We start from the raw sequence: 12,922 nt of genomic DNA, 5'->3' as shown, positions 1-12,922 counted from the left end.
ATGTTGATCGCCTCACTTTTGCGCATCGCAACGCTGATCCGCAAGGAACTCCTCGTCATCCTGAAGGACCCGAGAAGCCGGGCAAGTCTCGTCGTTCCGCCCATCCTCCAGTGCCTGATCTTCGGCTACGCCGCCACCTATGACCTCAACACAGTCCCCTACGCGCTCGTCGACCAGGACAGGACGACGACGTCGCGTAACCTTGTCGCCAAGCTCGAGGGATCGGGCATATTCGAAAGGGTGGCAACGCTGACGCAGACGGGCCAGGCGGTAAAACTCCTCGATACCAAGCAGGCGGTGCTGATCATCGTCATCGAGCACGATTTCGAAAGGCAGCTGGAATCCGGAACCTCCGGCACGGTACAGGTCATCGGCGATGGCAGAAACTCCAATACCAGCGGTATCGCGCAGGGCTATGCCAATACGATCGTCAGCGATTTCACCGCGGACTGGCTTGCTCAGAAGGGCGGCGCCGGCAATACCGTGCAGGTCACGACCCGCGCCTGGTACAATCCGCAGCTGGAAACGCGATGGAGCATGGTCCCCTCGCTGATCGGCACGATCACCATGCTGATGACGATGATGCTGACGGCCATGTCCGTCGCCCGCGAACGCGAGGAAGGAACCTTCGATCAGCTGCTTGTCGCACCCTTCACGCCGACCGAGATCATGATCGGCAAGGCGGTGCCCTCGATGATCGTCGGCATCACCCAGGCATCGACGATCCTGCTGGTGGCCTTGTTCTGGTTCCGCATCCCGTTTGCCGGCTCGTTCCTGACGCTCTATCTCGGGCTGAGCCTCTTCCTTGCCGCGGCGATCGGCTTCGGACTGTTCCTGTCGTCGATCGCCGCCAACATGCAGCAGGCGATGATCCTCTGCTTCGTCTTCCTGATGCCGTTCATGCTGCTCTCCGGGCTGATGTCGCCGACCGACAACATGCCGGAAGTCCTGCAATATGCGACGATGATCAATCCGCTGAAATACGCAATCAGCATCACCCGCGGCGTCTATCTCGAAGGTGCGGGCTTTGATACACTGCTTCCCGACATGCTGGCGCTCGTCGCCATCGCCGCCGCGACCATGCCAGTCGCCGCCTGGATGTTCCGTCACCGGTTGAACTAGTCGTATTCATTAGCCCACCCCGATCGGAACTTGTCCGACCGGGGTAAAGCATCTCAATCCGCGACCTCGAGCACGAGCTCGATTTCAACCGGCAGACCAAGTGGCAGGCTGGCAACGCCAAGGACCACGCGGCCCGACAACAATTCAGGACCGAAGATCTTGAGGAGCAATTCGGAGGCTCCATCGGCGACTTTCGGGTGATCACGGAAATCGCCTTGCGTTGCAATGTAGACGCCGAGCTTGGCAACCGCTGTGACCTTGTCGAGCGAACCGAGATATTCTTTGATCGCCGACAATGCGCTGAGAGTCGCAAGCTCGGCAGCCTTGTATCCATCCTCTACGGATAGTTCCGCACCAAGGCGGCCGACAAATTGCGGCTTGCGGTCGATGACCGGCAGCATGCCGCTCAGGAACAGGAGCTTTCCGATCCGTATCCCTTCCACATAGGCTCCAAATGGTGTCGGAGGTGGCGGAAGCAGGTAACCAAGATCCTTAAGCCGCTGTTCCGCGCCAGCAGCCGACGCTGCGACCGCGCTTACCATTTGCCCAGATGTGCGCCGCCGTCGACGTTCAGCACCTCCCCGGTTATGCGCCGAGCCTCGGTCAGGAAGAGGACGGCATCGGCGATTTCCTGAGCGGAGGAGATGCCTTCCATCGGTGATAAGGTCTTGAGGAAATCCTTGGGATTATCCTTGTGCAGCGGTGTATCGACCACGCCGGGCGCAACCGTATTCACACGGATGCCCTCTTTCGCGTATTCGAGGGCAATATTTTTCGACATCGCCTCAATCCCGCCCTTGGTGGCCATGGCGACGGAAGCATTGATGCCGGCGATCGGATGATCGACCAGGGGTGTCGTGATGCTGACGATGCTGCCGCCGGTCTTCTGCTTCAGCATCTGTCGTACAGCAAGCTGTGTCAGATGGATAAAGCCCTCCAGATTCGTGGTGGCAAGCCGGTGGTAATCCTCGGTCGTGTAGTCCACGAACGACTTGGTGAAGAAGATACCGGCATTGTTGACGAGCGCGTCGATCGTTCCGAAGCGGGCGAGCGCGGCGTCTACAACGCGCTCAGCCGTGGCTGGATCGGCAATATCGCCATCGACACGGACCAATCTTTCTGAGGCCTTGATCTCGTTCGTCTGGCTGACCCGGCGCGAGGTTGCGACCACATTGTAACCGCGGTCGAGGAAGGTATTGGCAATTGCCGCACCGATGCCCTGCGAGGCCCCGGTAATGAGCACCGTCTTTCCTGTTTGCATTGTCATTCTCCTTTGCACGAAGCGACCCCACCGCCGCGCGCCTGGCTTCAAAAGCCGGCGTGATCGAGAGAGGATGAGGTGGTTGGCTTGCTCTCGTGAGAGGAATATGCCCATTTGGGCTTTATGCGATTAGATGGAAATATATGGAATCAATTTTCCATTCATGCAAAAATCACGACATGATCGACCTGAACGACATTGCGATATTTGTGAAGGTGGCGCAGTTCGAAAGCTTCAGCCGCGCGGCTCACGCTCTCGGCATGCCCGTTTCCACCGTGAGCCGAAGGGTAACGGCGCTGGAAGAGCAATTGGGCGTCACGCTGCTGCAGCGCACGACGCGCAAATTGAATCTTACGGCACAAGGACGCGCCTATTTCAACCAGTGCAGCGAGCCGCTCAGTCATCTCCATGATGCCGAGCGAGTGCTCGTCGACACACAGAGAAAGCCGGAAGGGCTTCTCCGTATATCGGCTCCCGTGGTCCTGAGCCAGGAGCCGTTCTACGATTTCATATCCGATTTCCTGAAAAGCTATCCGCTCATCCGGATCGATCTCTTCATCACCAATACGTTTCTCGACCTGATCGCCGAGAATGTCGATCTCGCCATCCGCTTCGGGGAACTGCGGGACTCGACCATCATCGCGCAACGCATCGGCAAGAGCGTCCGCTATGTGGTGGCGACACCGGACTATTTGCGCGGCCGGCCCATCCCCGCTAAACCCGAGGATCTCAGCGAGCACCAATGCATCTTGATGAACAGCCGCAACAACGAAGCCGAATGGCATCTGGTCAGCGGCCGCAAATCGGCGAAAGTCCAGGTTTCGGGGCCGATCTCGAGCCGCGACTTCCAGTCCGTGAGCGCATTCACCTACAAGGGGCACGGCATAGGCCTGCTATCTTCGAACTACTGCGATGAGCGCATCGAGCGCGGCGAACTCGTTCGCCTTCTGCCGGAGTGGACCTCGCCTGAAATCTTCCTGCACGCAGTCTACCAGACGCGGCGCTTCATTCCCCTGAAGCTGCAGGTTTTCCTCGATGCGCTGAAGGCCTGGAAATCGCCGCTCTGGATCCCGCTTCGGTAGAGGCCATGAGGAAGAAAGAAGCCGAGCCCTCGGGGATGCGCGGCATTGACCTCATCCGGCAGGATCGAACGTCTCGGACCGTTTCGACGACCAGTCCGTGATCTCCTCCTTGAGATCGAAATTGGCGCCGTCCACGAACTCAGCCCGCGATGTACTGTATGTTGCACCGGCCGTGAACCGAGGACTTCTGGACATGTGCGCGCACGCCGAATACCCGCTCGATCAGTTCCTGCGTCAGCACCTCTTCCGGCGGACCGGCCGCAACGACCGCGCCCTTCTGCAGCACCGCAAGGCTGTCGCAGAACATGGCCGCCAGATTGAGATCGTGCAGCGCGACGATCGAGGTAACGTCAAGCTTGGAGACCAGACCGAGAATATCGAGCTGATGCTGGATATCGAGATGGTTCGTCGGCTCGTCAAGCAGCAGCTCGCTCGGGGTCTGGGCAAGCGCTCTCGCGATATGGACGCGCTGCCGCTCGCCACCGGAAAGGGTTTGCCACAGCTGCCCGGCACGGCCCTGCATGCCGACGCGGGCGAGCGCGTCCGCAACCGCCGCATCGTCGTGAGCGCTCCAGGCGGACAGGGGGCCGCGATGCGGCGTGCGGCCGAGGCGCACGACATCCATCACGGTGACCTGCGTATCGGTCGTCGCCTGCTGTTCAACGAGTGCGATGCGGCGGGCGATATCCCCGCGCGAGATCGAGGCTATGTCGCTGCCACCGAGCCGGATGACGCCGCTCTTGACCTTGCGCAGCCGGCAGATCAGCCGCAGCAGGCTGGATTTCCCCGAGCCGTTCGGCCCGAGAAGACCGAGCACCTTGCCCCTTTCCACCGACAGGCTGACGCCGTTGACGATCAGCGTATTGCCGGCGGCAAAGGTCACCGTATCAACAGCAATGCTCATGCCGTCCTCCGGGCGCGATAGAGAATAATGGCGAAAGCCGGAGCCCCGAACAGCGCCGTGACCACACCGATCGGCAGGATCTGCTGGGGGATGATGACTCGCGAAATGATATCAGCGCCAACCATGAAGATGGCGCCGGCCAGAGCCGCCGCCGGCAGCAGCCGATCGTGGCTTGGACCGACGACGAAACGGGCGGCATGCGGGATGACCAATCCGACGAAGCCGATCGAGCCGACAATGCTGACGACCGCTGCCGTCATGAAGGCCGTCACGCCAAGCAGCACGATTTGCGCACGTCTGACCGCGATGCCGAGCGAGGCGGCCGCATCCGTGCCGAAGATGAAGGCATCGAGCACGCGGACATGCGCCATGCAGACGATAAAGCCGATGATGGCGACCGGCCCGGAAAGATAGACATCCGGCCAGCGCACGCCGCTGAGGGAACCGAGCAGCCAGAACATGACGCCCCTCGCCTGCTCGGCATTGGCCGAGGTGGTGACGATATAGGAGGTGAGCGCGTTGAAAAGCTGGGATCCGGCGACACCGCACAGGATGATGCGCTCGCTCGTGCCGCCGACACCCGCGGCCAGGAGACCGACGAAAAGGAAGGCGACGACCGCACCGATGAAGGCTCCGCCGGAAAGCCCCAGAATGCCGTAGCCGAGCCCGAGGATCATGATGCAGACCGCGCCGGTCGAAGCCCCCGCCGAAATGCCAAGCACATAGGGCTCGGCAAGCGGATTACGCAGCAGCGCCTGCAGGATCACACCGCTGAGCGCCAGCGCAGCACCCGTGCTTGCGGCAACCAGCGCCCGGCTCAGCCGATAATCCCAGACGATGCCCTGATGGATACGGCTGAGCTCGAAACTCGTTCCGAACATCCGGTTCGAGACCGCCTTGGCGGTGGTCGACAGCGGGATGGAAATCTCGCCGATCGACACCGCAAGGCTGATCATGAATGCCAGGATCATGATGGCAGCCACGGCAAGCACCAAATGCGTCCACCATGACCGACGTTGCGCAACGAGGCTCATATCTTACTGCGCCAGACCGAAGGACTTGATACCCTTGGCGAGGATTTCGATGCCATCGATGGTGCGGATAGTCGGGTTCATCGACTGCGCATCCATCATGACGAAATGCTTGTTCTTGACGGCGTCGAGCTGGCTGGTGACCGGGTCCTTCTCGAGGAAATCGACCTTGACCTTCGGATCGTCGGCCGCATAGCGGCGGCGGTCCATGGTGGCGATGACGATCACAGCCGGATTCGCCTGCGCGATGGTTTCCCATCCGACGAGCGGCCATTCTTCTTCGGTGGTCACGACGTTCCTGGCGCCGATTGTCTTCAGAATATAGGCCGGCGCGCTGTTCTTGCCGGCGATGAAGGCATCGCCGCTGACTTCCTTGCTGGAGAACCAGAAGACGATCGGCAGGTCCTTGGACTTTGCGCCTGAAATCGAGGCGACCGCGTCCGCTTCGCGCTTCTTCAGGTCCGCAATCAAGGCATCACCGCGATCCTTCGCGTCGAAGATCTCGGCGAGTTCGCCGATCTCCTTGTAGACCAGGTCCATCCTGAACAGTTCCTTGCGCACACCATCGCCGCCATCGGTATTGACCTTGGCGACGCAATCGGTCGGCGCGATGTAGGTGTTGATGCCCAGTTCTGAAAACTGTTCGCGCTTGCCGACGGAGCCCTGTGCGCCGACATGCCACTCGAATTCGGCGGCGACGAGATCCGGTTCCTTGCCGACGACGGATTCGAAGCTCGGATCATTGTCGGCAAGCCGCGGGATCTTGGCATTGGCTTCGACATATTGCGGCAACACCGGGCCGACCCAGACGGCCGTGCCGGCGATCTTGTCGGCCAGGCCAAGCGAGAGCAGGATCTCGGTCATGCCCTGGCCGATCGAAACGATCTTGGCCGGCGCCTTCTGGAAGGTCACCTTCTGCCCGCAATTATTGATTGTCAGGGGATATTGGGTGGCGGCGAAGCCGGAGGCGGCAAACCCGGTCAGCCCAAGTGCAAATGTGATGGTCGTCAAAAGATGGCGCATGAAAGATCTCGGCAGGATGAGGAAACTGGGCGGTGTCAGCACGATTACGCTGAGGAAGACCGCCGCCGGTTGCGAGGATCCCAATCAAGGCCGATAGAGGTCGGATAATGTCGAAGGCTCAGGTCAATCATTCTCTGTCCCTTCCGAGCATCCCCGCCCGGCTGATTGGATCGTGATCGACGGCAGGTCTCCTGGCTTGCGGATCTCTGACGATCATCTGCCTTCCCGCAAGCTTGGCTGCAGTGGCATGGCTTGAAGCCTCAGAAGCGAACCGGCAAGGTCGCTCCTGGATGATCGGCAATCCGCTTACAGTTGCGGGGGCAGCCACGGTCTAGGTCCCTCTTGGGTCGTCCTCACCGTGTTCCCTATTAATCCCCGCGGAGTCTTCCTTGGGGAACCGTCGCGTCCAGTTATTCCGGACTGCCCCTTCCCGTCAAGAACGCTTGGATAACAAAGAAGAAAGAGCACATCATGCTCGTCGCCGAAGGAGTGGCGCCCGGCCTATGCAGCCTCTGCCAGTTCCACGCGATTTCTTCCGCCGGCCTTTGCGCGGTAGAGTGCCTTATCGGCGGCCTCAAGCACATGTTTGAAATCCGTGGTCGGCTCAAGCGAGCAGGCAATACCGATGCTGACGGTGACGTGGACGGCTTCCTGCTCGAACATCAGGGTTGTACCCTCGATATCCTTGCGAATTTTCTCCGCAACGGCAGCCGCAGCCCGCGTATCGGTGTTCGGCAGCAACACGACGATCTCCTCACCGCCATAGCGGGCAGCAATGTCGGTCTTGCGCACGGTTTGCCGGATGACATCGGCCAACCGCGCCAAAACAGTGTCGCCAAAGGCATGGCCCCAGCTGTCGTTGATCTTCTTGAAGTGATCGATATCGAGCATGATGATCGAGAAAGGGATGCGCCGCGTGCCCGCTTCCTTGCTGCATCGATCGCCTTCGCGCTGCAGCACACGGCGGTTGGGAAGCCTTGTGAGCGGATCGAGGCTCGCTTCATTCTCCAGCGCACGCTGGATGCCGATGCGATATTGCTCCCGCTGCAGCAGGTCCGACAGCAGCATGACGCCGAGGATATTGACGATCGTCACCGGAAGGGTCGCCGAGATGAGAAGCGCGCGCGCAACCGCCCACGGCAGAAAGAAGAGAACCACCATGGATGAGCAGGTCGCCAGACCGAACAGAGCCGACCGCCTCCACCCTATACCGGTCCATTGCCGCGGCAGGAGGCTCAGCGCATAGCCCGCGATCGCGACGATCACGATGCCGGCAACGCCGCCAACCGCACCCATGCCGCCGACCATAAGCCGAAACAGACCCATCATCGCCGCAGCGACAATGGTTCCCAGAAGGCCACCATAGATCGGCGTAAGGACAAGGAGGATCGAACGGCCATCCTGAATGACACCCGGCATCCATTGTATCGGATCGCCCATCGACAGGATGCCGACAAGCCCGAACAGCAGTCCGACGGCCACGGATTTCAACGCACCGCGTTCAACGATCCGGATGACCCAGGAATAGGCATAGACGATGATCGCCACCTGGCCGAGGACGCGTATCAGCGAAACCAAATGTGTTTCAGTTTCCATTGCTATTCCCAGTCCTCGCAACGAGCCGCAACGAATGACCTATACCGGCATAGTCGAAGTCGGTGTGGGATACCATGCGATCTCCGCAAAATGGTTTACCAAGCCTCTCGCCGATCGGCGGCGTGGCAATAAAGTTCGGGCAGGAACTGGAAGTGATGGTCATCGTCGCAATCGAATTTCTGAAGCAATATGTCTCAATATCGCTGCGTCCGGAATCTGTAATTCAGGCCAGATGCAGTCATGCGTCCTCAGGAGATCATAGACCATCAACGGAAATGAACTATGAAAGCCGACGGATCCGAATGATCAGCCCTATCTGGCGCCCTGCGCGAAACGATCAAGAGCTCTCCACCAATTTGGTATTCCCTGAGACCCGGCGACGGCGGCGAGCCCTGACTGATACCAGCTTTTGTAAACTTCAGTGCGGCACCAATTGACGCATTGCGCTTGCAATAGGCCTGCCCTATGACTGCAACCTTATCCGCGAATGCGGTGGTGGGGACAAGAATGCGGAAGACAATTTCGCGTATATTTCAGTGGAGCGCGCGCATTATCTGCGCCGTTGCGCTGCTGCTTGTCGGCTTCGCTCATCAGCCTGTTGTCGCAACCGCGGACGAGATATCCCCGACAGAACTTGCGCAATACAGGCTCCCGGACGGATCCTTGCCCATCCTCTGCGTCACCTACAAGGATGCCGACGGCAAGGTACATGGGAAGGCCTATGCGCCCGGATGCGAGGCATGCCGGATCGCATCGGCCACGATGCTGCCCACGCCTCCGACCGAAATTTGCGAGCGCCTTGCCTCCCCACGCGGAGAGACTGTCGTCGCAAGATCGGAGGCTTTCCACCGCCAGCTTTATCCGCCGAACACAGGCCCGAGAGCGCCACCCCTCCTCGACATCGTTGGCTGAACCGGCGTTGCGGCCTTGCCGTGATGCCTGCAATCAACGCTGCCGCATCGCGACCCCTCGGTCGTAAAATCTGAGGATTGGTGTTCTCAACTGTACCTTGCCGAACAAGACGGGACCGATTGGTCCGGTCGGCCATGTAAAGCGAGCTCACTCCAAACGGCGAATTATCGCCTCTGCCTCCTCGGATCGATCGCTAGCGGCAGCCTGCCGATCTTCGGAGGATTTCATGTCTGCCCTTACCGCTGCAGAGCCTGCAGTCGCAGCAACCCATAATATCTCACTCTATCGGGCGATCTGGCGCTGGCACTTTTTCGCCGGCCTTCTCGTCATTCCCTTCATGCTCAATCTGGCGATCACCGGTTCGCTCTATCTGTTCAAGGATCAGATTGCCGACACCTTCTATTCGCATCGCTACCTCGTCGCCGAGACCGGCACGATGCTGCAACCGCAGCAGATCGCCGATGCAGCGCTCTCAGCCTTTCCAGGCGCCCGCGCAACCTCCTATCACGAAGCCTCGGCGCCGAACCGCTCAGCCTGGGTAACGCTATCCAAGGACAGCCAATCAACCATCGTCTACGTCAACCCCTATGACGGCAGCATCCTGGGGTCGGTGGGCTCGAAGCAGGAGTTCGGCTGGGTCGTCAAGCGCATCCACAGCCTCGAATATTTCGGGAAATGGACCAACCGCATCATCGAGATCGTTGCAGGTTTTGCCCTCGTGCTCGTAGTCACCGGCATCTATCTGTGGTGGCCGCGCCAGCAGACCGGCGGCGTGCTCACGGTTCGCGGCGACCCATCGCGGCGCGTCTTCTGGCGCGACCTTCATGCCGTGACGGGCGCTCTTGCCGGCATTCTGATCTTCTTCCTGGCCTTCAGCGGCATGCCCTGGTCCGGCTACTGGGGCGCTAATGTCAATGCCTGGCTGACTGCCAATAATCTTGGCACACCAGCAGCTGTCTGGGACGACGTGCCTAAGTCCACGAAGGTCACACAGGATATCGTCAGCCGCGCCGGCTGGGTGGTCGAGAATGCACCCGTTCCGCTCTCCGATGTCGCGGCGGCGCAATCGGCAAAGCCGATCGGCCTGAACAAGGCCGTCCACATCATGCACGGCCTGGGCATGGTCGCCGGGTCCGACCTTGCCATCCCGGCGGATGAAACCGGCGTCTATACCGCGAGTCACTATTTCGGCGACCTCGGGGAGGAGCGAACCGTCCACATCGATCAATATTCCGGCAAGCCGCTCGTTGACATCTCTTACGACCAGTATCCGGCGCTCGGCAAGGCGATCGAATGGAGCATCAATGTCCATCAGGGACAGGAATGGGGCCTCTTCAACCAGCTTCTGATGCTGGCCGCTTGTCTCGCCATCATCCTGTGCTGCGTCACGGCCGCAACCATGTGGTGGAAGCGCCGGCCATCAGGCCGTCTCGGCGTGCCGCCGATGCCACCGCAGAAATCAGTTTATGTCGGCCTCTGGCTCATTGCCCTCGTCTTCGGCGTGGCCTTCCCACTGACGGGAGCCGCCATCGTCGCAATGCTGATCCTCGACCAATTCGTGGTTCGTTTCGTGCCGCCACTCCGGCGTTTCTTTTCCTGACGAGATCGAGCGGAGCCAAAGTCTTCGCCTGCCCGCTCCTCTTCCGGATCAAGGATATCGATCATGCTGAAACACATTTTTGCTCTTGCCGCCTTCGGGCTGGCATTCCTGTCTTCCTCCCTCGCTTTTGCCGAGGATATCAAAATCGGCAACCTCACCATCGCCGCGCCCTATGTTCGAGCCATGGTTCCGGGAGCTCCCGTCGGCGGTGGCTATATGACCATCACGAATACGGGCAACGCCGACAATCGGCTGGTGGCTGCGAGCTCACCGCGCGCCGCGACAGTCCAGATTCACGAGATGAAGATGGACAATGACGTCATGATCATGCGCGAGCTTGCCGATGGTCTGCTCATTCCAGCCGGCAAAACCGTCAAACTTAAGCCGGGCGGCTATCATGTGATGTTCATGAAGGTCGCCGAGCCCTTCCTTCAGGGCCAGACGGTAAGGGCAACGCTCAAGTTCGAAAAAGCCGGCTCGGTCGACATCGATTTCCCGGTCGGATCGATAGCTGCAGACAGGGAGACGTCCCATGTCAAATAGGCAACGCTTTGCTGCAATGACCATCGCCCTCATGTTTGTCATCGGCTCAGGCCTTATCGGTTACGCAACATTCTTCATGACACCGCAGGTCAGGGCAGCCGGCAGTTTCGGCACGGCCTTTACGCTCACGGACGATCGCGGCGAGCCCATCACCGAAAAGGCCCTATCGGGCCATCCCTCGCTCCTCTATTTCGGCTATACGCACTGCCCCGACGTTTGCCCGACCACGCTCTACGACATGGCAGGCTGGTTCAAGACGCTCGGGCCGCAGGCCGACGGACTGAAAGCCTATTTCTTCACCGTCGATCCGGAGCGCGACACGCCCGAGATCATGCACAGCTACACGGGCAATTTTACCGACCGCATCACCGGTATCACGGGCGATCCGGGCGAGATGCAGAAGGCCATCAAGGGCTGGCGCATCTATGCCAAGAAGGTACCGACACCGGACGGCGGATACACCATGGATCACACCGCCTCCGTGCTTCTGGTCGATGCCGAGGGCAATCTCAGGGGCACGATCGCCTATCAGGAAAACACCGATGTCGCGCTGCAGAAGATCCGAAATCTGCTGCAGCAGGAATAGATCCGTGACCTTCGATGTCAACGGAAGATGGAAACCCGTCCGGTGTGTTTGCCGGCGGATATCCGGCGATCGGACGATCGCCATCGCGCGACCCGCAGGCTTAATGCGGGTCATCAACATGATGAGGAAATCAGACATGCCCCCGATGACGAGAATGATCTTCGCTGCTGCCGCCATCAGCATCGCCTTCGCCGGCCAGGCGATGGCACATGCGCATCTGAAATCGGCCGTCCCGATGGCCGACGGCACGGTCAAGACCGCGCCGTCAGAACTTGACCTGACCTTCTCGGAAGGTTTCAACCTGAAATTCAGCGGCATCAAGGTGACCGGCCCCGACAAGGCCACGGTCAAAACGGGCGAAGGCATGCTGACGAACAGCGGCACCACATTGATGGTGCCTGTGACCGACAAGCTGCCTCCCGGCAAGTACACGGTCGAATGGCATGCCCTTTCGACGGACGGCCACAAGACCAACGGGAGCTACGGCTTCACCATCGCGCCCTGACCAGTCCGGAAGCTGCCCGCAACTGCGCGGGCAGCTTCGCCCTTCGTTTCCGGCTCAAGCGGTGCTGGAAATACAGCCCTGCAGGAAGATTGCCGCGCATTCCGTCGCGCGGGCCTGGATCTCTTCGTCATCTGGCGCCGATCGCTGGCCCAGCATGACGGCTCGTTGCGGCTCCATGGCCATCATTCCCCGCAGGAAGCCGGCGGCACGCGCAATATCCGCGATCCTGATTGCCTCCTTGTCGCGCTGGCTCCGCAGCCAGACCTCGAAGACCACCGTCGAGGCCTTGATCGCCCGCTCGTAGAAGGACGCCGCGATTTCGGGAAAGCGATCCGCCTCGGCCACCGCAAGACGATTGATCGCGATCGTTTCCGGATCCAGCGCCAGACGGCCGTAGGCGATCAGGATTTGCTCGAGTTGGTGATGCAGGTCCGGATGCCTGAGAAGCCCCTGGTCCACTTCGACGTTGAAACGGGCAATACGATCCGTAATCACGGCGTTGAAAATCTCGCCCTTGCTCTCGAACAACCGATAGACGGTCTTCGTCGAGACACCTGCGTCCTGCGCGATGTCGTTGATGCATGCCGAGGCATAGCCCGCTTCCATGAAGCGCTTTCTGGCCGACGACAGAACGATTACCCGGGTATCGTCGTCACAACGGACCTGCGGTCGTCCTCGTGGTCGTTTCGTGGCTTTTGGATTTAGGACCATCGATATTTTCCAAAATACTGTTGACTTGGATTTTATAGCGCTTATT

General features: G+C 59.9%; 14 protein-coding genes and 1 riboswitch. Of the genes, 7 read left to right on the top strand and 7 right to left on the bottom strand.

The features are described from left to right. A complete protein-coding gene (locus tag AC13Q5_RS19540; RefSeq protein ID WP_488502837.1) occupies window positions 1-1,122 on the top strand; it encodes an ABC transporter permease in 1,122 nt (373 codons plus the stop codon). A gap of 53 nt (window positions 1,123-1,175) precedes the next feature. Here AC13Q5_RS19540 and AC13Q5_RS19535 read toward each other — a convergent pair whose 3' ends face one another. Then, window positions 1,176-1,664, bottom strand: a complete 489-nt coding sequence (locus AC13Q5_RS19535) for a RidA family protein (RefSeq protein WP_075852863.1) — start codon at window positions 1,662-1,664, stop codon at window positions 1,176-1,178. Next, window positions 1,658-2,383 carry an SDR family NAD(P)-dependent oxidoreductase gene (locus AC13Q5_RS19530; protein WP_488502836.1) on the bottom strand — a complete coding sequence of 242 codons (726 nt, stop codon included), beginning with the start codon at window positions 2,381-2,383 and terminating at the stop codon, window positions 1,658-1,660. The genes AC13Q5_RS19535 and AC13Q5_RS19530 overlap by 7 nt, the downstream gene beginning before the upstream one ends. A gap of 179 nt (window positions 2,384-2,562) precedes the next feature. On the opposite strand from AC13Q5_RS19530, the gene AC13Q5_RS19525 reads away from it, so the two are divergent. Then, window positions 2,563-3,465 (top strand): LysR family transcriptional regulator, encoded by a 903-nt coding sequence (locus tag AC13Q5_RS19525; protein ID WP_488502835.1) that lies wholly within the window; start codon window positions 2,563-2,565, stop codon window positions 3,463-3,465. 139 nt (window positions 3,466-3,604) lie between these two features. Here AC13Q5_RS19525 and AC13Q5_RS19520 read toward each other — a convergent pair whose 3' ends face one another. From AC13Q5_RS19520 to AC13Q5_RS19505, 4 genes are all read right to left on the bottom strand, one after another. Next, window positions 3,605-4,369, bottom strand: a complete 765-nt coding sequence (locus AC13Q5_RS19520) for an ABC transporter ATP-binding protein (protein WP_457879356.1) — start codon at window positions 4,367-4,369, stop codon at window positions 3,605-3,607. Beyond that, window positions 4,366-5,403, bottom strand: a complete 1,038-nt coding sequence (locus AC13Q5_RS19515; protein WP_075852860.1) for a FecCD family ABC transporter permease — start codon at window positions 5,401-5,403, stop codon at window positions 4,366-4,368. The genes AC13Q5_RS19520 and AC13Q5_RS19515 overlap by 4 nt, the downstream gene beginning before the upstream one ends. Window positions 5,404-5,406: 3 nt before the next feature. Beyond that, window positions 5,407-6,423, bottom strand: coding sequence for an ABC transporter substrate-binding protein (locus AC13Q5_RS19510; protein ID WP_488502834.1), 1,017 nt, complete (start codon window positions 6,421-6,423; stop codon window positions 5,407-5,409). 164 nt (window positions 6,424-6,587) lie between these two features. Continuing rightward, a riboswitch (cobalamin riboswitch) is annotated at window positions 6,588-6,840 on the bottom strand. An 84-nt stretch (window positions 6,841-6,924) separates the two neighbouring features. Then, on the bottom strand, window positions 6,925-8,019 hold the full coding sequence (locus AC13Q5_RS19505) for a GGDEF domain-containing protein (RefSeq protein WP_488502833.1): 1,095 nt from the start codon (window positions 8,017-8,019) through the stop codon (window positions 6,925-6,927). A gap of 507 nt (window positions 8,020-8,526) precedes the next feature. Between AC13Q5_RS19505 and AC13Q5_RS19500 the strand changes: the two genes are divergently transcribed. From AC13Q5_RS19500 to copC, 5 genes are all read left to right on the top strand, one after another. Next, entirely contained in the window at window positions 8,527-8,931 is a 405-nt protein-coding gene (locus tag AC13Q5_RS19500; protein WP_488502832.1) for a hypothetical protein, read from the top strand. A gap of 226 nt (window positions 8,932-9,157) precedes the next feature. Next, entirely contained in the window at window positions 9,158-10,531 is a 1,374-nt protein-coding gene (locus AC13Q5_RS19495; protein WP_488502831.1) for a PepSY-associated TM helix domain-containing protein, read from the top strand. Window positions 10,532-10,594: 63 nt separating this feature from the next. After that, complete coding sequence (locus AC13Q5_RS19490) at window positions 10,595-11,074, top strand: copper chaperone PCu(A)C (protein ID WP_488502830.1); 480 nt, start codon at window positions 10,595-10,597, stop codon at window positions 11,072-11,074. After that, entirely contained in the window at window positions 11,064-11,660 is a 597-nt protein-coding gene (locus AC13Q5_RS19485) for an SCO family protein (protein ID WP_075852854.1), read from the top strand. The genes AC13Q5_RS19490 and AC13Q5_RS19485 overlap by 11 nt, the downstream gene beginning before the upstream one ends. 136 nt (window positions 11,661-11,796) lie before the next feature. Beyond that, on the top strand, window positions 11,797-12,165 hold the full coding sequence (copC, locus tag AC13Q5_RS19480) for a copper homeostasis periplasmic binding protein CopC (protein WP_488502829.1): 369 nt from the start codon (window positions 11,797-11,799) through the stop codon (window positions 12,163-12,165). A 54-nt stretch (window positions 12,166-12,219) separates the two neighbouring features. Here the strand turns inward: copC and AC13Q5_RS19475 are convergent, their stop codons facing one another. Then, on the bottom strand, window positions 12,220-12,876 hold the full coding sequence (locus AC13Q5_RS19475; protein WP_488502828.1) for a TetR/AcrR family transcriptional regulator C-terminal domain-containing protein: 657 nt from the start codon (window positions 12,874-12,876) through the stop codon (window positions 12,220-12,222). Between the last annotated feature and the right edge of the window lie 46 nt (window positions 12,877-12,922).

Source organism: Martinezella sp. CNPSo 3964, from assembly GCF_057784375.1.
This window is presented reverse-complemented; position numbering and strand designations above follow the sequence as displayed.

Bases quoted from the DNA above. Each gene is read 5' to 3' on its own strand.
- AC13Q5_RS19540 (WP_488502837.1), top strand. From the start codon at position 1: ATGTTGATCGCCTCACTTTTGCGCATCGCAACGCTGATCCGCAAGGAA.
- AC13Q5_RS19535 (WP_075852863.1), bottom strand. From the start codon at position 1,664: ATGGTAAGCGCGGTCGCAGCGTCGGCTGCTGGCGCGGAACAGCGGCTT.
- AC13Q5_RS19530 (WP_488502836.1), bottom strand. From the start codon at position 2,383: ATGCAAACAGGAAAGACGGTGCTCATTACCGGGGCCTCGCAGGGCATC.
- AC13Q5_RS19525 (WP_488502835.1), top strand. From the start codon at position 2,563: ATGATCGACCTGAACGACATTGCGATATTTGTGAAGGTGGCGCAGTTC.
- AC13Q5_RS19520 (WP_457879356.1), bottom strand. From the start codon at position 4,369: ATGAGCATTGCTGTTGATACGGTGACCTTTGCCGCCGGCAATACGCTG.
- AC13Q5_RS19515 (WP_075852860.1), bottom strand. From the start codon at position 5,403: ATGAGCCTCGTTGCGCAACGTCGGTCATGGTGGACGCATTTGGTGCTT.
- AC13Q5_RS19510 (WP_488502834.1), bottom strand. From the start codon at position 6,423: ATGCGCCATCTTTTGACGACCATCACATTTGCACTTGGGCTGACCGGG.
- AC13Q5_RS19505 (WP_488502833.1), bottom strand. From the start codon at position 8,019: ATGGAAACTGAAACACATTTGGTTTCGCTGATACGCGTCCTCGGCCAG.
- AC13Q5_RS19500 (WP_488502832.1), top strand. From the start codon at position 8,527: ATGCGGAAGACAATTTCGCGTATATTTCAGTGGAGCGCGCGCATTATC.
- AC13Q5_RS19495 (WP_488502831.1), top strand. From the start codon at position 9,158: ATGTCTGCCCTTACCGCTGCAGAGCCTGCAGTCGCAGCAACCCATAAT.
- AC13Q5_RS19490 (WP_488502830.1), top strand. From the start codon at position 10,595: ATGCTGAAACACATTTTTGCTCTTGCCGCCTTCGGGCTGGCATTCCTG.
- AC13Q5_RS19485 (WP_075852854.1), top strand. From the start codon at position 11,064: ATGTCAAATAGGCAACGCTTTGCTGCAATGACCATCGCCCTCATGTTT.
- copC (WP_488502829.1), top strand. From the start codon at position 11,797: ATGCCCCCGATGACGAGAATGATCTTCGCTGCTGCCGCCATCAGCATC.
- AC13Q5_RS19475 (WP_488502828.1), bottom strand. From the start codon at position 12,876: ATGGTCCTAAATCCAAAAGCCACGAAACGACCACGAGGACGACCGCAG.